This is a genomic window from Streptomyces sp. NPDC088350 (assembly GCF_044753545.1).
GTDB lineage: Bacteria > Actinomycetota > Actinomycetes > Streptomycetales > Streptomycetaceae > Streptomyces.
Genome location: NZ_JBIVNL010000002.1, coordinates 267627 through 290142, shown reverse-complemented (window position 1 = coordinate 290142; position 22516 = coordinate 267627). Strand labels below are relative to the sequence as shown.

The 22516-nt window shown below is 69.3% G+C and carries 21 protein-coding genes and 1 pseudogene; 14 read left to right on the top strand and 8 right to left on the bottom strand.

Annotation, left to right across the window (positions count from 1 at the left end; genetic code table 11):
- The first annotated feature begins 117 nt into the window (after nt 1–117).
- The 3 genes from ACIQBL_RS06610 (at nt 118) to ACIQBL_RS06600 (ending at nt 2681) form a co-directional block, all read left to right on the top strand.
- Complete coding sequence (locus tag ACIQBL_RS06610) at nt 118–315, top strand: DUF4236 domain-containing protein (RefSeq protein WP_363095465.1); 198 nt, start codon at nt 118–120, stop codon at nt 313–315.
- Nucleotides 316–379: 64 nt separating this feature from the next.
- Nucleotides 380–1909, top strand: a complete 1530-nt coding sequence (locus ACIQBL_RS06605; RefSeq protein ID WP_401937562.1) for a helix-turn-helix domain-containing protein — start codon at nt 380–382, stop codon at nt 1907–1909.
- A 607-nt stretch (nt 1910–2516) separates the two neighbouring features.
- The gene (locus ACIQBL_RS06600) at nt 2517–2681 is read left to right on the top strand and encodes a hypothetical protein (protein WP_401937561.1); all 165 of its coding nucleotides are present in this window, start codon (nt 2517–2519) and stop codon (nt 2679–2681) included.
- Nucleotides 2682–2740: 59 nt separating this feature from the next.
- Here ACIQBL_RS06600 and ACIQBL_RS06595 read toward each other — a convergent pair whose 3' ends face one another.
- Nucleotides 2741–3172: a DUF6299 family protein gene (locus ACIQBL_RS06595; RefSeq protein WP_401937558.1), complete on the bottom strand. Its 432-nt coding sequence runs from the start codon at nt 3170–3172 to the stop codon at nt 2741–2743.
- A 254-nt stretch (nt 3173–3426) separates the two neighbouring features.
- On the opposite strand from ACIQBL_RS06595, the gene ACIQBL_RS06590 reads away from it, so the two are divergent.
- The 4 genes and pseudogenes from ACIQBL_RS06590 to ACIQBL_RS06575 all read left to right on the top strand — a co-directional run bounded on the left by ACIQBL_RS06590 (nt 3427) and on the right by ACIQBL_RS06575 (nt 5519).
- The gene (locus tag ACIQBL_RS06590; RefSeq protein WP_401937556.1) at nt 3427–3624 is read left to right on the top strand and encodes a DUF5999 family protein; all 198 of its coding nucleotides are present in this window, start codon (nt 3427–3429) and stop codon (nt 3622–3624) included.
- A 123-nt stretch (nt 3625–3747) separates the two neighbouring features.
- Complete coding sequence (locus tag ACIQBL_RS06585; protein WP_401937553.1) at nt 3748–4605, top strand: PaaX family transcriptional regulator C-terminal domain-containing protein; 858 nt, start codon at nt 3748–3750, stop codon at nt 4603–4605.
- Nucleotides 4592–4829: pseudogene (locus ACIQBL_RS06580) on the top strand (adenylyl-sulfate kinase); the annotation flags it as partial. The gene ACIQBL_RS06585 and the pseudogene ACIQBL_RS06580, both read left to right, overlap by 14 nt.
- Before the next feature lie 234 nt (nt 4830–5063).
- Nucleotides 5064–5519 carry an ATP-binding protein gene (locus ACIQBL_RS06575; protein ID WP_401937552.1) on the top strand — a complete coding sequence of 152 codons (456 nt, stop codon included), beginning with the start codon at nt 5064–5066 and terminating at the stop codon, nt 5517–5519.
- Between the two features lie 23 nt (nt 5520–5542).
- Here ACIQBL_RS06575 and argF read toward each other — a convergent pair whose 3' ends face one another.
- Nucleotides 5543–6550: an ornithine carbamoyltransferase gene (argF, locus tag ACIQBL_RS06570; RefSeq protein ID WP_401937550.1), complete on the bottom strand. Its 1008-nt coding sequence runs from the start codon at nt 6548–6550 to the stop codon at nt 5543–5545.
- 114 nt (nt 6551–6664) lie between these two features.
- On the bottom strand, nt 6665–7888 hold the full coding sequence (locus ACIQBL_RS06565) for an arginine deiminase (RefSeq protein ID WP_401937548.1): 1224 nt from the start codon (nt 7886–7888) through the stop codon (nt 6665–6667).
- 146 nt (nt 7889–8034) lie between these two features.
- On the opposite strand from ACIQBL_RS06565, the gene ACIQBL_RS06560 reads away from it, so the two are divergent.
- The 7 genes from ACIQBL_RS06560 to ACIQBL_RS06530 all read left to right on the top strand — a co-directional run bounded on the left by ACIQBL_RS06560 (nt 8035) and on the right by ACIQBL_RS06530 (nt 15088).
- Nucleotides 8035–9072 (top strand): SPFH domain-containing protein, encoded by a 1038-nt coding sequence (locus ACIQBL_RS06560; protein WP_401937546.1) that lies wholly within the window; start codon nt 8035–8037, stop codon nt 9070–9072.
- Nucleotides 9069–9968, top strand: coding sequence for a hypothetical protein (locus tag ACIQBL_RS06555; protein ID WP_401937544.1), 900 nt, complete (start codon nt 9069–9071; stop codon nt 9966–9968). The genes ACIQBL_RS06560 and ACIQBL_RS06555 overlap by 4 nt, the downstream gene beginning before the upstream one ends.
- A 309-nt stretch (nt 9969–10277) precedes the next feature.
- The gene (locus tag ACIQBL_RS06550) at nt 10278–11171 is read left to right on the top strand and encodes a carbohydrate ABC transporter permease (RefSeq protein WP_401938894.1); all 894 of its coding nucleotides are present in this window, start codon (nt 10278–10280) and stop codon (nt 11169–11171) included.
- Nucleotides 11168–12073 (top strand): carbohydrate ABC transporter permease, encoded by a 906-nt coding sequence (locus ACIQBL_RS06545; RefSeq protein ID WP_401937541.1) that lies wholly within the window; start codon nt 11168–11170, stop codon nt 12071–12073. Before ACIQBL_RS06550 ends, ACIQBL_RS06545 begins: the two co-directional genes overlap by 4 nt.
- 145 nt (nt 12074–12218) lie before the next feature.
- Nucleotides 12219–13646, top strand: a complete 1428-nt coding sequence (locus tag ACIQBL_RS06540) for a GH1 family beta-glucosidase (RefSeq protein WP_401937539.1) — start codon at nt 12219–12221, stop codon at nt 13644–13646.
- Between the two features lie 272 nt (nt 13647–13918).
- On the top strand, nt 13919–14428 hold the full coding sequence (locus ACIQBL_RS06535) for an aromatic amino acid lyase (protein ID WP_401937537.1): 510 nt from the start codon (nt 13919–13921) through the stop codon (nt 14426–14428).
- A 57-nt stretch (nt 14429–14485) separates the two neighbouring features.
- Entirely contained in the window at nt 14486–15088 is a 603-nt protein-coding gene (locus ACIQBL_RS06530; RefSeq protein WP_401937535.1) for a DUF4328 domain-containing protein, read from the top strand.
- Between the two features lie 436 nt (nt 15089–15524).
- Here the strand turns inward: ACIQBL_RS06530 and ACIQBL_RS06525 are convergent, their stop codons facing one another.
- From ACIQBL_RS06525 to ACIQBL_RS06505, 5 genes are all read right to left on the bottom strand, one after another.
- Nucleotides 15525–17549: a beta-galactosidase gene (locus ACIQBL_RS06525; RefSeq protein WP_401937534.1), complete on the bottom strand. Its 2025-nt coding sequence runs from the start codon at nt 17547–17549 to the stop codon at nt 15525–15527.
- A 41-nt stretch (nt 17550–17590) separates the two neighbouring features.
- Complete coding sequence (locus ACIQBL_RS06520) at nt 17591–18484, bottom strand: carbohydrate ABC transporter permease (protein WP_401937532.1); 894 nt, start codon at nt 18482–18484, stop codon at nt 17591–17593.
- A complete protein-coding gene (locus tag ACIQBL_RS06515; RefSeq protein WP_401937529.1) occupies nt 18481–19461 on the bottom strand; it encodes a carbohydrate ABC transporter permease in 981 nt (326 codons plus the stop codon). The genes ACIQBL_RS06520 and ACIQBL_RS06515 overlap by 4 nt, the downstream gene beginning before the upstream one ends.
- Nucleotides 19458–20756 (bottom strand): ABC transporter substrate-binding protein, encoded by a 1299-nt coding sequence (locus ACIQBL_RS06510; RefSeq protein WP_401937526.1) that lies wholly within the window; start codon nt 20754–20756, stop codon nt 19458–19460. The genes ACIQBL_RS06515 and ACIQBL_RS06510 overlap by 4 nt, the downstream gene beginning before the upstream one ends.
- 265 nt (nt 20757–21021) lie before the next feature.
- Entirely contained in the window at nt 21022–22497 is a 1476-nt protein-coding gene (locus tag ACIQBL_RS06505; RefSeq protein ID WP_401937523.1) for a cellulose binding domain-containing protein, read from the bottom strand.
- Nucleotides 22498–22516 lie beyond the last annotated feature (19 nt).

Genomic DNA, 22516 nt, shown 5'->3' with positions numbered 1-22516 from the left:
ATATCTCGATGTCGAGATAACTCTAGTACATGGGGGCGGGCTGGTCATGCCCGGATCCATCCCGCCGCCATACCCGCGCGCCTTCGGGGTACCCGGTGCGGGACGAAAGGGGGCGGGATGCCGCTCACGTTCCGCAAGAGCTTCCGGATCCTTCCTTGGCTTCGGCTGAACATCAGCAAGGGGTCCATGTCGTTCACGACAGGCGGCAAGCGCGGTCCGCACTACACGCGCAGCACATCAGGACGTCGTACGACATCGATGAATTTGCCCGGACCTTTCGGGTGGCGCAAGACTCGTACCAAGAAGGACGACTGACCGGCCGTCACCCGAACAGCCCACCCAAGAGGCGCCATCTCATATCTGAGATAACCTCTGCCTCATGGCAGACGACTACCTCGTACGTATCGGCAAGCTCATCCGTGACGCCCGCCAGCACCGGGGCTGGACACAGACACAGCTTGCCGAGGCGCTCGGCACCAGTCAGAGCGCCGTCAATCGCATCGAGCGCGGCAACCAGAACATCAGCCTTGAGATGATCGCTCGAATCGGTGAAGCCCTGGACAGCGAGATCGTCTCTCTGGGCTACGCCGGTCCGATGCATCTGCGCGTGGTCGGCGGTCGTCGGCTCTCCGGCGCGATCGATGTGAAGACCAGCAAGAACGCATGTGTGGCACTGCTGTGCGCCTCGCTCCTCAACAAGGGGCGCACAGTGCTGCGCCGGGTCGCGCGGATCGAGGAGGTGTACCGCCTTCTGGAGGTACTCGGCTCGATCGGCGTCCGCACCCGCTGGATCAACGACGGCGTCGACCTGGAGATCGTGCCGCCGGCCGAGCTGGACATGGCGTCGATCGACGCGGAGGCCGCCAAGCGGACGCGCTCGATCATCATGTTCCTCGGCCCGCTGCTGCACCGCATGGACAGCTTCAAGCTGCCGTACGCGGGCGGTTGCGACCTCGGCACCCGCACCATCGAGCCGCACATGATCGCGCTGCGGCGGTTCGGCCTCGACATCGCCGCCACCGAGGGGCTGTACCACGCGCAGGTCGACCGGTCCGTCTCCCCCGACCGGCCGATCGTGCTGACCGAGCGCGGCGACACCGTCACCGAGAACGCGCTGCTGGCCGCCGCCCGCCACGACGGCGCCACGGTCATCCGCAACGCGTCCTCCAACTACATGGTCCAGGACCTCTGCTTCTTCCTGGAGGCGCTCGGCGTACGGGTCGAGGGCATCGGCACCACCACCCTCACCGTGCACGGCGTGCCGACCATCGACGTCGACGTCGACTACTCCCCCTCCGAGGACCCGGTCGAGGCGATGAGCCTGCTCGCCGCCGCCGTCGTCACCGAGTCGGAGCTGACGGTCCGCCGGGTGCCCATCGAGTTCCTGGAGATCGAGCTCGCGGTCCTGGAGGAGATGGGCCTCGACCACGACCGCACGCCCGAGTACGTCGCCGACAACGGCCGCACGCGCCTGGTGGACCTCACGGTCCGGCCCTCCAAACTGGAGGCGCCGATCGACAAGATCCACCCGATGCCGTTCCCCGGCCTGAACATCGACAACGTCCCGTTCTTCGCGGCGATCGCGGCGGTCGCGCAGGGCCAGACCCTCATCCACGACTGGGTCTACGACAACCGCGCGATCTACCTCACCGACCTCAACCGCCTCGGCGGACGCCTCCAACTCCTCGACCCGCACCGCGTGTTGGTCGAGGGCCCGACCCGCTGGCGCGCCGCCGAGATGATGTGCCCGCCGGCGCTGCGGCCGGCCGTGGTCGTGCTGCTCGCGATGATGGCGGCGGAGGGGACGTCCGTACTGCGGAACGTGTACGTCATCAACCGCGGTTACGAGGACCTGGCGGAGCGGCTCAACTCGATCGGGGCGCAGATCGAGATCTTCCGGGACATTTGATGTGCGGATGCCGCCGCACCTTGTCTGGCCTGCTGTTTGGCGGGGCAGGGACGGGTGCGGCGGCATCTCTGGGACTTCTCTCGGACTTCTCTGGGACTTCTCTGGGACTTTGGGTTCGCGGTGGACTACGAGCCACGCTCCACAGGCTCTGCCGACCGGGGTCGGAGTGCCCCAGCCGGCCCACGCCGGACGAGCCGATCCGCATCGCGGGCAGCCGCTGGGCTGTCGAGGGACGCTTCCAGGCTCATCCACCTCGGCCTCGCTGAGATCCGACGCCTGATCACCCGCCTCACGGACCGCCGCCCCACCGCGATCGACCACATCCCGCACTGGTCGCACCGGAGACGACGACGCCGGCACCAAGCCCGAACCAACCACTCCAAACGACGCGGACACAGCCCGTGAACTGGCTTGTCAGACACCGCCGGCTCACTGCCGCCGGCAGCGACCACAGAGGCATCGTCGATCATCAGGAACCTACGATCCGGCAAGGCATCCCCCGAGCGCCAGTCACCCGCCACCAAGGTTCCAGCACCCTCGTCGACAACCGGGCGACCGGGTACTGAACGCGGGCCAGTCCCTCAACGCGAAGAAGGCCCGGCTGCGGATGCAGACCGACGGCAACCTCGTCGTCCACACCTCCGACAACCGTCCCGTCCGGGCCAGCCAGACCCCCGGCCACAACGGCGCCGTCCTCCGGCTCCAGGGCGACGGCAACATGGTGATCTACGCCGGGTCGACCGCGATCTGGGCCACCAACACCGTGCACTGACCGGCCTGAACGCCCGTCCGGCCCGCGCCCGTTGGGGCGGCGGGCCGGAGACGCGCGGCTCAGCTCTCGGTGAGGGTGATGTCCTGCCGCTGGGTCGCGTGGAAGCGGGGCAGGGGCAGGCCGCCCCGGGAGGACAGTTCCATCACGGTGGCCTCGACCTGGGCCGGGCCGGGGGTGAGGGTGTCGGACGACGGCTTGGCGGAGTTCTCCCAGCCGTGCTCCATGCCGTCGCAGACCGCGCGGGTGCCGCCGATGCCGTGCCGGACCGACGGGTCGCCCTGCGAGACGGAGGAACTCACGAACACCGGGCCCGAGTTGCCGAGGCAGCGGTAGGTGCCGGAGAGCGTGATGGTGCCGTCCGGGGCGATGCTGCCCGCGGGGTCGACCGTCACCGTCTCGTAGGGGTCGGCGGACGCGGTCGCGGCGGGGGCGGCGGCCAGCAGGAGCAGTGCGGCACCGGCGGCCGTACCGAGGGCGGAACGCATGGACATGGGAATACCTCCTGAAGTATCTGAAACAGAGGTCTCCACTCGTACCGGTCCAGGGCCCCGACTCCCGTGATCCTCACTCCTTCGGTGGCGAGTCCGCACCGAGCGTCGTGGAACCGTCCGAGTGTTGTCCGCGTGTTGTCACGCTTCACAGCGGGCGGTTCCGGTGAGTTCGCGGCGGGAGGATGGTCTGTATATGCGATGCGGGGCGGTGACGGAGCCGCCCGCACGGATCGCATCCGACGTGGAGGTACGCCATGTGTTCCCACCAGCCCTCGTGCCCCGTGACCGACTTCGACACCACCGCGCACATCGTCTCCGCCCACCCCGAACAGGGCTGGACGCTGCTGTGCGACGGCGCGATCGTCTTCGACGACACCGGCGCCCTCCTCCCCGACGGCCGGATCGTCGCCCCGCACCGGGTACCGGCGGACCAACTCGCCGTCGCCGCCTGACCGTTCCCGCGTGATCGTTGCCGCGCGACCGTCTTGCGGGACGCGCTGCCCCCGGTGACCGCCGAACCGTAGAGGTTCGGCTTGCGCACCCGAGGTGACCAGCGGTGATGCTGTCGGCCTAAGATGATCAACGTGTCCGACCAGCATGCTCCACGGTCTCTCATCGTCACGCTCTACGGCGCCTACGGCCGCTTCGTGCCCGGCCCTGTCCCGGTCGCGGAGCTGATCCGGCTCCTGGCCGCGGCCGGCGTCGACGCGCCCTCCGTGCGCTCGTCGGTGTCCCGGCTCAAACGGCGCGGGCTGCTGCTGCCCGCCCGCACCGCACAGGGCGCCGCGGGCTACGAACTGTCGCCTGAGGCACGGCAGTTGCTCGACGACGGCGACCGGCGCGTCTACGCGACCACCCCCTCGGACGACGAGGGCTGGGTGCTCGCGGTGTTCTCCGTCCCCGAGTCCGAGCGGCAGAAGCGGCACGTCCTGCGCTCCCGGCTGTCCGGCCTCGGCTTCGGCACCGCCACTCCCGGCGTGTGGATCGCACCCGCCCGCCTGTACGAGGAGACGCGGCACATCCTCCAACGGCTGCGGCTCGACCCGTACGTGGACTTCTTCCGCGGCGAACACCTCGGCTTCGCGGCGACCGCGGAGGCCGTGGCCCGCTGGTGGGACCTGGCCGCGATCGCCAAGGCCCACGAGGCGTTCCTCGACCGCCACGCGCGCGTGCTGCACGACTGGGAACAGCGCGCGGACACCCCGCCCGAGGACGCCTACCGCGACTACCTCCTCGCCCTGGACTCCTGGCGCCACCTCCCCTACGTCGACCCCGGCCTGCCCGCGAGCCTGCTCCCCCGGGACTGGCCCGGCGCCCGCTCGGCCGAGGTGTTCCGGGGGCTGCACGAGCGGCTGCGGGACGCGGGAGCGGTGTTCGCGGGGGTGCGACGCGAGGACACGCCGCCTCGTGCGCACCGCCGGTCACTCAGCTGAGGACCGCAACACCGATGTGCAGCGCATCGGCCCTCGTGTCCGAGGTGCTCGCGCGCAACGGCGTCCTCTCCCTCGTCCCGGTCATCGCGCCCTGCACCGACAGCCGCGCGGCCGTCCGCAAGCGCCACGAGGCGAGCGGGACGCCGTACATCGAGGTGCATGTCGCGACCCCCGTCGAGGTGTGCGGCGAGCGCGACGTCAAGGGCCTCTACGCCCGCCGGAGTCGGCGGACGCGGTGCTGGCCGAGCGGGGGTTGGTGTGAGCGCGGTGCCGACCACGGGCGTTCTTGTCACGAGATGTCAATAGCGCGGTAACAAGGGGAGCTGTCGTGCGAGGGAGGGCGTTGAACCGGGTATGCCGCTCGGTACCGGGACGAAGGTCCCGTGCGGCGCCCGCCGGGAGACTCTGACAAAGGGCGCCGTACCATTCATATAGTTGAAAGCAGGACAGCCTGCTCCATGAACGGACCCGCCTTGCAAGAACGCCCCTCCGCCTCCGCCTCCTGGCGCATCGCACTGCCGCACACCGCCGCGGCCGTGCCCGTGGCCCGCGCACTGGTCCGTACCGCTCTGTCCGAGGTGGAGCACACGGCCGACAGTGACACCGCGGAGCTGCTGACGGCGGAGCTGGTAGCGAACGCGGTGGAGCACACCGCCGGTGACGCCCCCATAGAGCTGGTGGTCGAGCTGCTGCCCACCGGCTGCCGGGTCGAGGTGCACGACCCCGACCCGGAGCCGCCCACAAGCCTGACCAAGCCGGCCGAGGAGGAGCCCGACCCCTGGCAGGAGCACGGGCGCGGTCTGCTGCTGATCCGCGCCCTCAGCTCGGCGTGCGGCCACCGGCCCACCGAGTCGGGCAAGGCGGTGTGGTTCAGGCTGCCCGTCGTACCGCCCCAGTGGCGTCCGGCGGGTTAGCCGCCGGAGGGCGTACGCGCCGGTCAGGCCAGCGTGGCCACCAGTACGGCCTTGATCGTGTGCAGTCGGTTCTCCGCCTGGTCGAAGACCACCGAGTGGGCCGACTCGAAGACCTCGTCCGTGACCTCCAGGGAGTCGAGGCCGTGGGTCTCGTATATCTCGCGGCCGACCTTGGTACCGAGGTCGTGGAAGGCCGGCAGACAGTGCAGGAACTTGACGTCCGGGTTGCCGGTGGCCCGTAGGACGTCCATGGTCACGGCGTACGGCGCGAGGGCCGCGATCCGCTCGTCCCAGACCTGCTTGGGCTCGCCCATGGAGACCCACACGTCGGTGACGACGAAGTCGGCGCCCGCGACACCGTCCTCGATCCCCTCGGTGAGCGTGATGCGCGCGCCGCTCCGCTCGGCGAGCGCGCGGGCGGCGGTGACGATCTCCTCGGCGGGCCAGTACGACTTCGGGGCGACGATCCGTACGTCCATGCCCAGCAGCGCGCCGGTGACGAGGTAGGAGTTGCCCATGTTGAAGCGGGCGTCGCCGAGGTAGGCGAAGGCGATCTCCTTGAGCGGCTTGGCACTGTGCTCGGTCATGGTGAGCACGTCGGCGAGCATCTGGGTGGGGTGCCAGTCGTCGGTGAGCCCGTTGTATACGGGCACGCCCGCATACGCGCCCAGCTCTTCCACGGCCGCCTGGCTGTCCCCGCGGTACTCGATGCCGTCGAACATACGGCCGAGCACGCGCGCGGTGTCCTTCACGGACTCCTTGTGCCCGATCTGCGAGCCCGAGGGGTCGAGGTAGGTCGTCGAGGCGCCCTGGTCGGCCGCCGCGACCTCGAACGCGCAGCGCGTGCGCGTCGAGGTCTTCTCGAAGATCAGCGCGATGTTCTTCCCCGACAGGTACCGCGTCTCGCCCCCGGCCTTCTTCGCGGCCTTCAGCTCGGCGGCCAGCTCGATCAGACCGCGGAACTCCTCCTCGGAGAAGTCCAGCTCCTTGAGGAAGTGGCGGCCGGCGAGGGCGGTCGGGACTGTCGCCATGGGGGCGCTCCAGAGATACGGGTACAGGGGAACAAGTGCTTGGTTTGGAATTCTATACGATACCCAGCATTTCTATACGGCGACCTCTGTGCGGCGGCTTCCGTGCGGCGACTTCTATACGGCGTCCCGTTCGACCGGGCAGCTCATGCAGCGCGGCCCGCCCCGGCCCCGGCCCAGTTCGCTGCCGGGGATCTCGATCACCTCGATGCCGCGCTTGCGCAGATGCGTGTTGGTGGTGGCGTTCCGTTCGTAGGCGACGACGACGCCCGGTTCGACGGCGAGGACGTTGCAGCCGTCGTCCCACTGCTCGCGCGCGGCGGCGTGCACGTCCTGGGTGGCGGTCAGGACACGGATCTCGCTCAGTCCGAGGGCGGCGGCGATCGCGCGGTGCATGTGCTCCGGCGGATGGTCGGTGACCTTCAACTCCTTGTCGCCGACGCCCGGTTCGATGGTGTACGACCGCAGCATGCCGAGCCCGGCGTACTGGGTGAAGGTGTCGCCGTCGACCATCGTCATCACCGTGTCGAGGTGCATGAAGGCACGCCGCTTCGGCATGTCGAGCGCGACGATCGTCCGCGCGGAGCCCTCGGCGAACAGCTTGTGCGCGAGCATCTCGACGGCCTGCGGGGTCGTGCGCTCGCTCATGCCGATGAGCACCGCGCCGTTCCCGATGACGAGGACGTCGCCGCCCTCGATGGTGGACGGGTAGTCGGCCTGCCCCTCGGACCAGACGTGGAACTTCTCCGCGCGGAAGAGCGGGTGGTGCCGGTAGATCGCCTCGAAGTGGACGGTCTCGCGCTGTCGCGCCGGCCAGCGCATCGCGTTGACGGCGACGCCGTCGTAGATCCAGGCGGACGTGTCGCGGGTGAAGAGGTGGTTGGGGAGGGGCGCGAGAAGGAAGTCGTCGAGGTCCATGACGTGGAAGCGGACGGAGGTCGGCTCCGCGTGGGCGTCCAGGAACTCGCGCTTGGTCATGCCGCCGACGAGCGCCTCGGCCAGTTCGGGCGCGGGCAGGGTCTCGAAGGCGGCGCGGAGGTGGTCGGTGGCGAGGGGGCCGTACTCCTTCTCGTCGAAGACGCGGTCCAGGACGAGCGAACGGGCCGCCGGGATCGCCAGGGCCTCGGCGAGCAGGTCGCCGAAGAGGTGGACGGCGACGCCCCGGTCGCGCAGTACGTCCGCGAAACCGTCGTGCTCGGCGCGCGCCCTGCGCACCCAGAGCACGTCGTCGAAGAGGAGGGCGTCCTTGTTCTCGGGGGTGAGCCTTTTGAGCTCGAGATCCGGCCGGTGCAGGATGACGCGGCGGAGCCGGCCGGTCTCGGAGTCGACATGGAGTGCCATGTCTCCATCCTGACCATCCCGGGCCGGGTTCACCCCCTCGCTTTTCATACCGCCCCTTCTTTTCGTCCCCTTGACGACAAGTGGATCGGGCGATTATCGTCTTACTGACGAGATCGATGCGGGATCTGAGGGGATCTGAGGAACTGATGGCCGACATCACCCGGCGCCTTGGCTGGCGCCATCTGCGCGGGGCTCCGACGGCGCACATCCGGCACCACCGCTCGGGCAGGTTGCTGCACGACGGGCCCGGACTCAGCTTCTGGTTCCGCTCGTTGACCGCCGCGCTCTCCGAAGTACCGGTCGACGACCGGGAGTTGGCCATGACCTTCCATGCCCGTACGTCCGACTTCCAGGACGTGGCGGTCCAGGCGACCGTCACCTACCGGATCAGCGACCCGGCCCTCGCCGCCGCGAGGCTGGACTTCTCGGTCGACCCGGACACGGGCGTGTGGCGAGGCGCACCCCTGGAGCAGTTGGGCACCCTGCTCACGGAGACGGCCCAGCAGCACGCGCTGGCCGTGCTGGCCCGTACGCCGTTGGCGTCCGCGCTGGTCGACGGGGTGACGGCGGTACGGGAACGGATCGCGGCCGGTCTGGACACCGAACCCCGCCTCCCGGCCACCGGCATCGAGGTGGTCGCCGTCCGCGTGATGGCGCTGCGCCCCGAACCCGAGGTCGAGCGGGCCCTGCGCACCCCGGCCCGCGAACAGATCCAGCAGGAGGCGGACAGGGCCACCTACGAACGCCGGGCGGTGGCCGTCGAACGGGAGCGGGCGATCGCCGAGAACGAACTCGACAGCCAGATCGAACTCGCCCGCCGCGAGGAGCAGTTGGTCGACCAGCGCGGCACCAACACCCGCCGCGAGGCCGAGGAGCACGCGGCGGCGGACGGAGTACGGGCCGAGGCGGAGGCGACCCGAACGGTACGGCTCGCCGACGCCGAGGCGGCGCGTTCCGTACGGCTCTCCCGTGCCGAGGCCGAAGGCGCGCGCGAGGTGGGCGAGGCGCGGGCGCACGCCCAGGCGGCATGGCTCCGGGTGCACGCCGACGTCGACGTCGCGACCCTGCACGCGCTCACCGGGACCCGGCTCGCCGAGAACCTGCCGAACATCGACAGCGTCACGATCTCGCCGGACGTCCTGACCGGGCTGCTCGCCAGGCTCGGTACCGGAGAGCCGGCGTGAGTCTCGCCCCACGGGTCGTCCTCGTCCACCGGACCACGGAGTACGAGGAGTTGGTGGCCCGGCACGGCACGCACGGCCAGGCCGCGTACTTCCTGCGGTCGCGGGGCCGGGACATCGAGGAGGTCGCCGAACGGCACCGCCGGACGCGACGGGCGCTGGCCGAGGTGTCGTCCTCGGTCCCGCTGACCTGGCGTCAGACCCAGGTCGAGCGGGCCGACTTGGACCGGTTCCTGTTCGCGCCGGAGGACGTGGTGGCCGTGGTCGGGCAGGACGGCCTGGTGGCTAACGTCGCCAAGTACCTCTCCGGCCAACCGGTGTTGGGCTTCGACACGGACCCCGGCCGCAACCCGGGCGTCCTGGTACGACACCGTCCGTCGGCCGCGGGCACGCTGCTGCCCTCGGCGTACGCGGCCGGTACCGGTGTCGACGAACTCACCATGGTCGAGGCCGTCGCCGACGACACGCAGCGGCTGGTCGCGCTCAACGAGATCTATCTGGGAGCCGTCGGACATCAGACGGCCCGATACCGCCTGGGCCTGGAGGGCGACGGGGGTGTCGTCGAGGCCCAGGCGTCCTCCGGGGTGCTCGTCGGAACGGGCACCGGGGCCTCCGGCTGGCTCCGGTCGGTGTGGCAGGAGCGGGGCAGCGACCTCGCCCTGCCACACCCCTCGGAGGACAGGCTGGTGTGGTTCGTACGGGAGGCTTGGCCTTCGCCGGTCACCGGTACGTCGTTGGTGGCGGGTGAGTTGAGTGGTTCGGCGGAGCTTCAACTCACGGTGGAGTCCGAGCAGTTGATCGTGTTCGGGGATGGGATGGAGGGGGATGCGGTGGAGTTGACGTGGGGGCAGGGGGTGCGGGTGGGGGTGTGTGGGGAACGGTTGCGGTTGGTGGGCTGAAAGACCTTTCCCACCCACCCACCCGTTTACTGTCTCTTAAAAGGTGAACCTCAAAAACGCCCGAGTCGGGTGGGTGGGTGGGAAACGGGGGTCTGGGGGCGGAGCCCCCGGGGACGGCCCCCCCCCCCCCCCCCCCCCCCCCCCACACCCCCGCGCCCCCCCCCCCCCCCCCCCCCCCCCCCCCCCCCCCCCCCCCCCCCCCCCCCCCGGGGGGCCCCCCCCCCCCCCCCCCCCCCCCGCCCCCCCCCGGCCCGCGGCGCCCGCGGTCGCGGTACGCCGGCTCCCGGCCCGAGTTCGTGGCGGAGCCGGCTGTACCGCTGGGACATGAAGGCGTCGCCGTACGCGTTCATCTCCCCGTTCTTCATCATCTTCGGGGCCTTCGGGCTCATCCCGCTGCTGTACACGGCCTGGTACTCGCTGCACAACGTGCAGTTGTCGTCGCTGGACCACAAGACGTGGGCGGGGCTGGACAACTACCGGAACCTGTTGTCCTCGGACTTCTTCTGGAACGCCCTGAAGAACACGTTCACCATCGGTCTGATCTCCACCGTGCCGCAGCTGTTGATGGCGATCGGGATCGCGCATCTGCTCAACTACCGGCTGCGCGGCTCGACCGTGTGGCGGGTCGTGATGCTCACCCCGTACGCCACCTCGGTGGCCGCGGCGACCCTCGTCTTCACGCTGCTGTACTCGTGGGACGGCGGGATGGTCAACTGGCTGCTGCACTTCGTCGGCGTGCATCCCGTCAACTGGCGTGAGTCCACGTGGGGTTCGCAGTTCGCGGTGTCGTCGATCGTGATCTGGCGGTGGACGGGTTACAACGCGCTGATCTATCTGGCGGCGATGCAGGCGATATCCGCCGATCTGTACGAGTCGGCGGCGATCGACGGCGCGAACCGCTGGCAGCAGTTCCGCCATGTGACGATCCCGCAGCTGCGCCCGACCATTCTCTTCACGGTGGTCGTCTCCACCATCGGCGCGACCCAACTCTTCGGCGAGCCCCTGCTGTTCGGCGGGGTCAGCGGTTCGAAGGGCGGCTCCGAGCACCAGTACCAGACGCTCGGTCTGTACATGTACGACCAGGGCTGGATCATCGGCAACCTCGGCAAGGCGTCCGCGATCGCCTGGACGATGTTCCTGATCCTGCTGATCGTCGCCGCGATCAACCTGCTGTTCACCCGACGGCTGAGGAAGTCCCAATGACCACAAGCGAACTGACACTCCCTCAGGACCAGGTGCCGGTGCGGACGGGGCGCGCCCCGCGCCGCCGGGTGATGGGCGCGGGCAAGCAGATGCACGCGGGCCCGCTGACCTACGTCGTCCTGGTCGTCTTCGCGCTGGTCTCGCTGGCCCCGCTGGTGTGGACGGCGATGGCGGCTTCGCGCACCAACCAGCGGCTGGCGGAGACCCCGCCGCCGCTGTGGTTCGGCGCGAACCTGTTCAAGAACCTCCAGACGGCCTGGGACCAGGCCGGCATGGGGACCGCGATGTTCAACTCGACGGTCGTCGCGGGCACGATCACCATCGGCACGGTGCTGTTCTCCACCCTCGCGGGCTTCGCCTTCGCCAAGCTGAAGTTCCGCTTCTCCAGCACCCTGCTCCTGCTGACCATCGGCACGATGATGATCCCGCCCCAACTGGCCGTCGTACCCCTGTACTTGTGGATGGCGGACCTGCACTGGTCGAACCATCTCCAGACGGTGATCCTGCCGACCCTGGTCAGCGCCTTCGGCACCTTCTTCATGCGCCAGTACCTGGTCCAGGCCCTCCCCACCGAACTCATCGAGGCGGCGCGGGTGGACGGCGCGAGCAGCCTGCGGGTGGTGTGGCACGTGGTCTTCCCGGCGGCACGCCCCGCGATGGCGGTGCTCGGGCTGCTGACCTTCGTGATGGCCTGGAACGACTTCCTCTGGCCGATCATCGCCCTCACCCAGCAGAACCCCACCGTCCAGGTCGCGCTGAACTCCCTCGGTACCGGCTACATCCCCGACCAGTCGGTGATCATGGCGGGCGCGCTGCTGGGTACGCTGCCGCTGCTGATCGCCTTCCTCCTCTTCGGCAAGCAGATCGTGGGGGGAATCATGCAGGGCGCGGTCAAGGGCTGACGCACCGCTCGGGGCCGGGCGCTGCCGACTCGGCCCCTTCCTTCTCCTCCCCCCATCCCCCGTCTCGCCTCCTCCCCCTCTCCCCCCTCTCCTCCTCCCTCCCCCTACTCGTCGGTCTCCACGACCCCTTAATGGGAGCGCTTCCATGCCTGAGCCCGTTGCACCCGTGACCTTTCCTCCCGCCTTCCTCTGGGGCGCCGCGACCTCCGCCTACCAGATCGAGGGGGCGGTGCGGGAGGACGGCCGTACGCCCTCGATCTGGGACACCTTCAGTCATACGCCGGGCCGTACGGCCGGTGGTGAGCACGGTGACATCGCTGTCGACCACTACCACCGCTACCGCGACGACGTGGCGCTGATGGCGGACCTGGGCCTGACGGCGTACCGCTTCTCGGTCTCCTGGCCGCGGGTGCAGCCGACCGGCCGGGGCCCGGCGGTCCAGGTGGGCCTGGACTTCTACCGCCGCCTGGTCGACGAGCTGCTCGCGGTCGGCATCAAGCCGGCGCTGACCCTCTACCACTGGGATCTGCCGCAGGAGTTGGAGGACGCGGGCGGCTGGCCGGAGCGCGACACGGCGTACCGCTTCGCCGAGTACGCGCAGATCGTGGGCGAGGCGCTGGGCGACCGGGTGGAGCAGTGGATCACGCTCAACGAGCCGTGGTGCAGCGCGTTTCTGGGCTACGGCTCGGGGGTGCACGCACCGGGCCGCACGGACGCGGCGGCTTCGCTGAAGGCCGCGCATCACCTCAACCTGGCGCACGGGCTGGCCACTTCGGCGCTGCGCGCGGCGATGCCGGCCCGGAACTCGATCGCGGTGAGCCTCAACTCGTCGGTGGTCAGGCCCGCTTCGCAGTCGCCGGAGGACATGGCGGCGGCCCGGAAGATCGACGACCTTGCCAACGGGGTGTTCCACGGGCCGATGCTGCACGGGTCGTATCCGCAGTCGCTGCTCGACGCGACGAGGTCGATCACGGACTGGTCCTACGTCCAGGACGGCGATCTGACCCGGATCCACCAGCCGCTGGACGCACTGGGGCTGAACTACTACACGCCGGCGCTGGTCGCCGCGGCGGAACCGAGCGGCCCGGCCCCGCGCGCCGACGGCCACGGCGTGAGCGCGTTCTCCCCCTGGCCGGGCGCGGACGACGTGGCGTTCCTCCAGACCCCGGGCGAGCGCACGGAGATGGGCTGGACGATCGACCCGACGGGCCTCTACGACCTGATCACGCGGTACACGAGGGAGGCGCCGGGACTGCCGTTGTACGTGACGGAGAACGGCGCGGCCTACGACGACAAGCCCGACCCCGAGGGCAACGTCCACGACCCCGAGCGGATCGCGTACCTGCACGGCCACCTGTCGGCGGTGCGGCGGGCGATCGCGAACGGGGCGGACGTACGGGGCTACTACCTGTGGTCCCTGATGGACAACTTCGAGTGGGCGTACGGCTACGGGAAGCGGTTCGGGGCGGTGTACGTGGACTACGCGACGCTGGCGCGGACGCCGAAGTCGAGCGCGCGGTGGTACGGGGAGGCGGCGCGGACGGGCGTGCTGCCGTCGGTGGGGGAAGCCTGAGCGACGGGGGCTCCGGGGGACGGGGCGCTGCACGTCGAGGGGGCGTGCCGCGCCCCGGCGGGGTGCAGGAAACGGTGGGGGTCAAACTAACCTTTCTCGACGACTATGGGGGCTAGACGGCCCTACAGCTTGCGGGCAGTGGTGGCGTTGGTGACGGCCGCCGAGGCCAACAGCGGGGCCACGCCCATGGGGCCGCCCTCGCCAAGCGCTAAATAGAGTGATTCATTCGATCGGCAAGTGAATGGATACACATCAAGCGCGAGGAGAGGGCCGTGGCCTCCGTCACCCTGGGCGAGGAGCCGATCAGCATCGAGCAGTTCGTCGCGGTCGCCCGCCACGGCGCCCGGGTCGAGTTCGACGCGACCTACGTCGACCGGGTACGCAAGTCCCGCGCACTGGTCGAACGCTTCCTCGCCGAGAACCGCCTCGTCTACGGCGTCACCACCGGCTTCGGCGACAACGTCACCGAGGTGATCGACCCGGCGGACGCCGAGCAGCTGCAGCGCAACATCGTGCGCTCGCATGCCGTGTCCGTCGGCGAACCCCTGCCCACCGAGATCGTCCGCGCCATCGCGCTGATGGAGCTGGTCGGCCTCGGCGAGGGCTTCTCCGGCATCCGGTTCGAGACCCTGGAACTGATCCGGCGCATGCTCAACGCCGGCGTCACCCCCCACGTCCCCGGCGAGGGTTCCGTGGGCGACATCGAGCACATCGCGGAGTTGGTGCGGAGCGGGGAGGCGCTACGGGTGGTCGAGAACGTGGTGGGCCCGTTGCACCTATGATCACTCCGCCCCGGCGTCCCCTACGGCCGCACCCGCCTCCGAGACAGGCCAGCGACGATGACGAGTTCCACCCCCAAGGTCCCCCGGGTTCTTGCCCGTTCCGCGCAGGCCGCGACAGCGACGGCGGCCGTGGCGGACGTGTTCCGCACAGTGGCGGTCCGCGATCACTACCTGCACCCGACGGACGCGTCCTTCCACAGGTCGGGCCTCGTCTCCATGGTCTTCGTCTATCTGATGAATCTGGCGATCGTGCTGTTCCTCGTGTGGCTCGCCCGCGCCCGGCGCAACGCCCAGGAGCTGTCCCCCGGGGCCCCGCTCCCGAGTCGGGGCTGGACGATCGGCGCGTGGTTCATACCGGTCGTCAACCTCCTCGTCCCTCGCGGAATCCTCCTCGCTGTCGGACGCGCCGGCTCCGCGTCGTGGGACGAGAGACGAGACACGACACTGGTGAATCTGTGGTGGGCCGCCTGGGTTGCGCACGCGCTGGTGATCGTGGTCACGAACCAGGTGGCGCCTGGGTCGATGGCCCTCCTCGTGGTGGCGGAGTCGCTCATGATCGCCGCGGCCGCGCTGGTGGGGCTCGTCATCGAGCGCATCACCGCGCTGCAGAACTCCGCGCTCGGCGCCACCGTTCCCGTAGCGCCTCCCGCCCAGGTGTGAGGCGCGGCGCCGTACCGCGCCGCATTCACAGCCACCCCTCAGACCCCATGCGGCAACCTCTCAGTCCCGAGGCGTCCCATCCCTGTGTACGGGGTGATCCGATCCCGGCGCGGAGGGGAGGGCGTCATGTTTTTCATCGTGTTGGTGCTGCTGGCCCTGATCGTCGGCGGGGCGGTCGCAAGCGGCAAGCGGGCGGCGGGAGTTCACGGTTCAGCACGGGATACGGACCCGCGCGGCAGACCTACGACGCCGACGCCGGCGCGGAAGCCACCCGTTGGGTCGAGCGGCTCGGCGGGAGTCTCTCCACGCTGGACGCCGGCGGTAACACGGCCGCCCGGCAGGCCCTCACCGACGCCGCCGAGCGGCACCGTGCCGCCGAGGGGCAACTCGCCACCGCCTACTCCCCCTTGCAGTACGGGCTATTCCCGTAGTACCCCTACCGCCCGCGACGCGGTTCCCGTACGACCACGACCCCACCCGGCGGCACCTTCACCGATCCGCCCGACACCGGCTCACCCGTGAGAAGTTCGACCGCGTCGGCCGCGACGACCGGGACCTCGGCGCCCTCCCCCGCATGGTCGATGAGGAACAGATAGTCCGCGTCCGCTCCCCGCCGCAGCGCCGCCTCCACCCCCTCCGGCGTCACCCGTACCGGCTCCACCCCCGCCTCCCGGCGGATGAGGTCCAGAAGCCCGGCGAGGGTCGTCGGGTCGGGGTGGGTGCCCAGGTACCAGGCCGTGCCCGTGCCGTACGTGTTCCGGGTCACCGCCGGGACGCCGGTCAACGGACCCTCCGCGTACGACGTGATCGCCTCGGCGCCCGCCAAGGCCACCCGCTCCGACCACAGGGACGCCGTACCGCCGCCGCTGCTCAGCCCGAGGGACTCCCCCGGCAGCAACGGGAACAGTTCGTCCGTGCGCACGCCCAGGACGTCTCTGAAGGCCCCTGGGTAACCGCCCAGCCGTACATGGCAGTTCTCGTCCACGGCCCCGCTGTGGAAGCCCACCGCCAGGGTGCCGCCGGACGCGGTGAAGCCGGACAGGTTGGCCGCACCGGCCTCGTCGACCAGGTACAGGCTCGGGGCCAGGACCAGGCGGTACGGCGACAGGTCCGCGTCCGGGCGGACGAAGTCCACCGCGATGCCCGACCGCCACAACGGCTCGTACCAGGAGCGGACTTGGTCCAGGTAGCGGATCTTCTCGCTCGGCTGGGACGGCAGTTCCAGGGCCCAGCGGGCGTTCCAGTCCCAGACCACGGCCACCGTCGCGGTACCCGTACTGCCCCGCACCTCCGCCAACGCCCGCAGATCCGCGCCCAGTCGGACGACGTCCCGCCAGATGGCGCTGTCGGTGCCCGCGTGCGGCAGCATCGCCGAGTGCCACTGTTCGGCGCCCGCCTTCGCCGCCCGCCACTGGAAGTAGGCGATGCCGTCCGCGCCGCGGGCGACATGGGCGAGCGCGTTGCGTCTCAACTCCCCCGGCTGCTTGGCCCTGTTGACCGGCTGCCAGTTCACCGCGCCCGTCGAGTGCTCCATCAGCAGCCACGGACGGCCGCCCGCCAGCGAGCGGACCAGGTCGCCGCTCATCGCGATGTCGATCTCCGACTCGGGGTCCGTGGAGCGGAGGTAGTGGTCGTTCGAGACCACGTCCAACTCCGGTGCCCAGCGCCAGTAGTCCAACGCGTCGAAGTTGAACATCACCATGAAGTTGGTGGTGGCGGGCAGCGAAGGCGCCGCCTCCCGCAGGACGTCCCGTTCCGCCTTGTACAGCGCCAGCAGCTCGTCGCTGCAGAAGCGGCGCCAGTCCAGCTGGTGGGTCGGGTTGGGGACCGCGCCGGTCGCGCGCGGGGGCAGGATCTCCGCCCAGTCGTAGTACCACTGGCTCCAGAAGGCCGTGCCCCAGGCGTCGTTGAGTGCCGCCAGGCGGTCGCCGTACTTCGCCCGCAGCCAGCGCCGGAACGCCTCCGCGCTCTCGTCGCAGTAGCAGGCCGCGTTGTGACAGCCGTACTCGTTGTGGATGTGCCACATCGCGACCGCCGGGTGGTCCGCGTACCGGCGCGCCAGCTCGCCCGCGATGCGCAGGGCCGCCGTACGGTAGGCGGGGCTCGACGGGCAGAACGTCTGCCGGCTGCCGTACGACAGTCTCCGGCCGTCCCGGTCCACGGGCAGTGCCTCGGGGTGGGCGCGGAAGAACCAGGCCGGTGGTGCCGCCGTCGGCGTCGCCAAGTCGGCCGCAATGCCGTTCTGTTGGAGCAGGTCCAGGATCTTGTCCAGGAGGGTGAAGTCGTACACGCCCTCGGACGGTTCGAGCAGCGCCCAGGAGAAGATGCCGACGCTGACCATGGTCACCCCGGCCTCGCGCATCAGGCGCATGTCCTCGGCCCAGACCTCCTCGGGCCACTGCTCGGGGTTGTAGTCGCCTCCGTACGCGAGGGTCGTCGGGGTGAAGGGGTGGTCGTGCACGGTGGTTCTCTTTCCACGGGAAGGGCCCGACAGAGGGGAGGTCAGCCCTTGTTGGCACCCAGCGTGAGGCCGCTGACGAACTGGCGCTGGAGCGCGAAGTACACGATCAGGGTGGGGATCGCGGTGAGCAGGGCGCCGGCGGCGACGAGGTTGGGGTCGGTGAAGTACTGGCCGGAGAGGTTGTTCAGGGCGGAGGTGATCGGCATGTTCTCGCCGGTCGAGATCAGCACGATCGCCCAGAAGAAGTCGTTGTAGATCCAGATCGAGAGCAGGGTGGCCAGAGCCGCCATCGCCGGTTTGCACAGGGGCAGCACGATCTGCCAGTACATCCGCCATACCGACGCGCCGTCGACCAGCGCCGCCTCGGTCAGCTCGTGCGGCAGCATCCGCATGTAGTTGCTGAGCACGAAGGCGCAGAAGCCGGACTGGAACGCCACATGGATGAGGACCAGGCCGAGCGCGGAGTCGTAGAGCTTGCCGCTCATCGTGATGCCGGGCAGGTCGATCAGCAGGTACAGGCGGTACAGCGGGGTGATGATGACCTGCTGGGGCAGCAGGTTGCCGGCCGTGAACACCAGCAGCAGGGCGATGTTGAGCCGGAAGTCGAACCGGCTGACGTAGAACGCGACCATGGACGCCAGCAGCAGCGTGAGCAGCACGGCCGGGACCGCGATGATCAGCGTGTTGACGAAGTAGTGGACCATGTCGGACTGCTGGAACGCGTTCTTGAAGTTGTCGAGGTTCAGCTTGTCCGGCCAGGAGACGTAGCCCTTGTTGCTGGTCTCCGCGTACGGGCGCAGGGCCGCGTAGACCGCCCACAGCAGCGGGGCGAGCCAGGCCAGCGAGGTGACGGCGAGGAACGTGTGCAGCAGGATGCGGGCCGGGCGCAGCGGGGTGCGCTGCTTCACGCCGAGCGCGGCGGTGGGGGTGGTCATGCGCGCCGCTCCTTGCGGAAGGTCGCGATCAGGTACGGGATGATGACCGCGAGGGAGATGACCAGCAGGACGACGGCGATCGCGGAGCCGTAACCGATCCGGCTGGACTCACCGATGATGTTGTTGGTGATCAGGATCGACAGCAGCTCGGTGCCCTGGGCGCCCTTGTTGAAGACGAAGACCAGGTCGAAGGCGCGCAGCGACTCGATGATCGTGACGACCAGGACGACCGTGTTGGTGGGCCGCAGGGTCGGGAAGATGACGTTCTTGAACGTCTGCCACTCGTTCGCGCCGTCGAGCGCGGAGGCCTCGCGCAGGGACGGGTCGACTCCCTTCAGGCCGGCCAGGTACAGGATCATCATGTAGCCGGCGTGCCGCCAGGACGCGGCGATCAGGACGGCCCACAGGTTGAGCTTGGGGTCGCCGATCCAGTCGATGTAGTGGCCGGGCTTGTTGGCTCCGATGAGGCTGTTGATCAGACCGGTGTCGGGGTTGTAGATGAGCTGCCAGACGAAACCGGTGACCGCCAGCGACATGACGACCGGCAGGAAGAACGCGGTCTGGTAGACGCGGCTGAAGCGGATCTTCTTGTCCAGCTGGACGGCCAGGAACAGGCCGAAGGGGGTCGGCAGCAGGATGAGCACGACGAACCAGATGACGTTGTGCTCAAGGGCCGGCCAGAACTGCGGGTTGTCGTTGAACAGCTCCTTGAAGTTGGCCAGGCCGACCCACTTGATCGAGCTGAAGCCGATGCCGTCCCAGCTGGTGAAGGCGAGGGCGATCGAGGCGAGGGCGGTGACCCAGACCAGGGCCACGTGCAGGACCGTCGGCACACCCGCCATGAAGGCGAGCGTGATGCGGTCACGGCGGGTCAGCAGGCGCTTGGCGCCCTGCGGGACCCGCTTGTCGGCAGGCGCGGGGCCCGAAGGCGGAACGGCGTCCGCCTCCGGGCTCGTCGTAGTCGTCTCGGAGATCATGAGGAGGCGAAGATCGTCTTCTTCTGGCGCTCGATCGAGGACAGCAGACTGTCGACGCCCTTGGGGTCCTGGAGGAACTTCTGCAGACCGGGCTGCATCACCGTCGAGGTGAAGTCCGGGCGGGAGTCGCGGTCCATGAACTGGGTGAGGCTCTTGGCGGCGCCGATCATGTCGAACGCCTTCTTCTGCAGCGGCGAGTACGCGGAGGTGTCGGCCTTGCTGGAGGCGGCCACCACGCTCGGGTCGGTCTTGAGGTACAGCTGCTCGGCCGCCGGGGTGCCCAGGTACTCCAGGAGCTTGACGACACCGTCGTGGTTCTTCGGGGACTTGCTGACCATGAAGCCGTCGGTGGGCGCCTCGACGGTGTCCTGGCCGTACGCGGAGTTGATCTCCGGGAACGGGAAGAAGTCGAGGTCGTCGAGGTCGGCCTTGTTGGTGAACTGCTGCGCCACGAAGGAGCCCAGCAGGTACATGCCGGCCTTCTTGGACACCACGCTCTGGGCGGCGTCCTGCCAGGTGCGGCCCATGAAGCCGTCCTGGTGGTACGGGAGGAGCTCGGCCCAGTGGTCGAAGACGGCCTTGACCTTGGGGTCGGTCCACGCCTCCTTGCCCGCCATCAGGGACTTGTGGAAGTCGTAGCCGTTGAGGCGGAAGTTGATCTGGTCGAAGGTGCCCATCGCCGGCCAGGCGTCCTTGTCGCCGAAGGCGATCGGGACCAGCCCGTCCTTCTTCATCTGCTTGCAGAGGGCGACCAGCTGGTCCCAGGAGGTCGGGACGGTGTAGCCCTTCGCCGCGAAGACGCTCTTGCGGTAGAAGATCGCCCACGGGTACGTGGTCAGCGGCACGAAGTAGTACTTGCCGTCCTCGCCCTTGCTGAGCTTCTTCATCGCGTCGGGGAAGTTGTCCCCGATCTTCGCCCACACGTCGTCGATCGCCGTGGCGAGCTTCTTGGCCGCGAAGAACTGCATGCGGTACCCGGCGAACCAGTTGAACACGTCGTCCGGCGTGCCCTGGAGGTAGGAGTTGATCTGCTCCTGGAAGGTGTTGTGGTCCTTCGTGTTGACCTTGACGGTGATGCCGGACGTCTTCTTGAAGTCCGCGTAGACGCTCGCGAACGCCTTCTTCGGCACCGCGTCGGACGCGTTGGAGCCGAGGGTGACGGTCTTCGGGTCGGACGAGCTACCACTGCTGCCGCACGCGCTCAGCAGGGGAATGCCTGCGCCGAGCACGGCAGCGCCGCCAATGCCGCGCAGGACGGAGCGGCGACTGGCGGCGGGGAGAGAGAAGTCGGGCATGAACGGCTCCTGACGGACAGGGTTCGGCCGGAATGCGCCACGCCCCAGGTCGTCGTAACCGACCAGAAACCAACGCGACCAAACACGGTGGCGTAATAACAGTCCTATGTCTGGTCATGCGTCAACACCCGATGCCTTCATTTGTCGAAACGTAATCGACACGGACGAGCAAAAGAAGCGGAAGCACAGCCGAGTGGCCGTACGTCCGCTCCGGGCCGACCGGGGCCATGGGCCCCACGAGTGGCCCGTGGGGCCCATGGGGCGCCTACTGGAAGGCGGCGAAGGCCTTGGAGAAGGCGGACGCCCCCTGGACGATCGAGCTGCAGGTCGCGTCGGCCGAGGGCCTGGCCCCGCCCGCGCACTGCTTGTCACGGGTCGCGGACCACATGGAAATCCCGCCCAGACCCTTCGCCTTGGCGAATACGACCAACTGGTTCGCGTCCTCGACCGTGAAGACCTCCGATGAAACGTCGTTGACGCCGATCATGGGAGTTACTGCAACCGCTTTCCAGGAAGCGCTTTCCGAAAGCCCGAGAACGCTCTTGACTTGGGCCTGAGTGGCCGTAGCCGCTTGCTCTGAGTACGTTCCCATATCTCCGTTGTACGCCGGTCCGTAATCCATGGCCATGATGTTGACCGTGTTGATCTTCACGCCGTTGGACTTGGCATTGGACAACAGGTTCACCCCGTCCTGTGTCAGCCCCTCGGGCATCACGGGGAGGGTGTAGGAGACGTCCAGGTTCGGGTGCTGCTGCTGGAGCCTGGCGATCGCCTGGGCGCGGATCGTGTTCGCCGCCGTGTCGGGCAGCGCGGCGCCCTCGACGTCGAAGTCGACCTTGGTGAGGCCGTACGCGTCCACGACCTTGCCGTAGGCCGTCGCCAGCGCGCTCGCCGAACCGCACGTGGTCGCCAGCTCGGAGCCGGACGCGCCGCCGAAGGAGACCCGTACGTCGCCGCCCTTGGCGCGCAGCGCGCCGATCTGGGCGGCCACGCCGTCGCTCGCGAGGTCCGACACACCGCCCCACTTCGGGGTGCAGCCGCCGCCGTCGGTGACGAAGGCGAGGTTGTAGTTCTTCACGCCGGTCGCGCCGACGTTCGCGAGCAGGTCGAAGGCCGGGTAGAGCGAGGTGTCGACGTACGGGGCGAAGCCCGCGCCGGCCGTCGTGCCGGTGCCGCTGCTCTGGGACGGGGAGGCGGTGGGGGTGGGGGTAGAGGTGGGCGTGGCCGTGTGGGTGGGGGTGGGGGTGGCCGTCGGGGTCGCCGTGGGTGTCGGCGGTGAGGTCGTCGGGCGGCCGGTCGGTTCGGGGGTCGCGGTGCCGTCCGCCGAACACGTGGCGTTGTCGATGAGGCAACCGGTGGGCTGGCCGGTGCCGTTGACCACGAAGCCGACCGTGGCCGACTCTCCGGCCGCGAGACCGTCCGTGTCCCACTTCGGCGGCTTCACGGTGACGTGCTGCCCGCTCACGCTCGACTCGGCGTCCCACAGCGAGCCGAGCTTCGACCCCGCCGGCAGGTCGAACTCCAGCGTCCAGTCCTTCTTCGTGGCGCCGGTGGTGTTCGTGACGACGTACTGGGCGGTGTACCCCGTCGACCACACGCTGGTTCTCGTGTACGCCGCGCCGACGCTCGCGGCCTGGGCGATGCCGGTCAGCATGATCGCGCCGCCACCGACCACCGCCGCGGCGACCGCTCCGCCGATCACCTTGTTCCTGTTGCTGATCCTGCGCCGGTGCGTGCTCATCGCGTGCCCTGCCTTCACT